Below are 849 nucleotides of genomic sequence, written 5' to 3' on the forward strand. Positions count from 1 at the left end.
CCCGGATAGCGCAGAAGGCAAAGCTGGACCGCAAATCCAAGACGGTTGCGACTGCCGCGCCGATCGGCGGCAAGGTCGAACTCAGCGGGCGACAAGGTGTAATGCCGGATGAGTTCGCTCTCGCCCTCGGGAATGCCGAAGAGGCGCCCGCGCTCGTCATCGGTCAGCAGCTCCCGCCGCGCCATGTCGGCCATCCTCCCCAAGGATGATCGACCCTAACCCGCCTCACCGACCTCGCCGAGTCCGATCAGTCGGATTGCGTCACACAATCAACAGCTCGATGCGTTTGCAGGCCTTTGACAGAATGACGGGATTAGTGACACGATTCGTCGATCATCAAGCTGCAGTAGCGGCGCTCGGATAATCGGCCGTTTGCGTGACGGCGCCGGAAGGGAAGAAGCTGGTGCTGATAGGCTACATGCGCGTGAGCAAGACGGACGGCAGCCAGGTCGTCGATCTGCAATCCGACGCGCTCGTGGCGGCCGGCGTCGCCGTCGATCAACTCTACACCGATCGCGCGTCGGGAAAACGCGACGACCGCCCAGGACTGGAGGCCTGCCTGAGAGCGCTGCGCGATGGCGACACGCTGATGGTCTGGAAGCTCGATCGGCTGGGCCGCAGCCTCAAGCACCTCGTCGATGTCGTGCAGGCTCTCAATAGACGCGGCGTCGGGCTGAAGGTGCTCACCGGCCAAGGCGCCGCGATCGACACCACCACGGCCAACGGCCGGCTGATGTTCAACTTCTTCGCGGCGCTGGCGGAGTTCGAGCGCGAGCTGATCGTCGAGCGCACCAATGCCGGCCTCGCCGCAGCACGAGCCCGCGGGCGCAACGGCGGCCGGCCCTTCAA

2 protein-coding genes are annotated in these 849 nt (G+C 65.0%); one reads left to right on the top strand and one right to left on the bottom strand.

The window, feature by feature from the left end; all coding sequences use genetic code 11:
* On the bottom strand, positions 1-185 hold a 185-nt coding region (locus tag AX750_RS25060; protein WP_245282517.1), incomplete at its 3' end, for a DUF4158 domain-containing protein.
* 218 nt (positions 186-403) lie between these two features.
* Between AX750_RS25060 and AX750_RS25065 the strand changes: the two genes are divergently transcribed.
* On the top strand, positions 404-849 hold a 446-nt coding region (locus AX750_RS25065), incomplete at its 3' end, for a recombinase family protein (protein ID WP_066733574.1).

Origin of the sequence: Methylobacterium sp. CCH7-A2 (assembly GCF_001557075.1) — a bacterium.
Lineage (GTDB): Bacteria > Pseudomonadota > Alphaproteobacteria > Rhizobiales > Beijerinckiaceae > Allobosea > Allobosea massiliensis.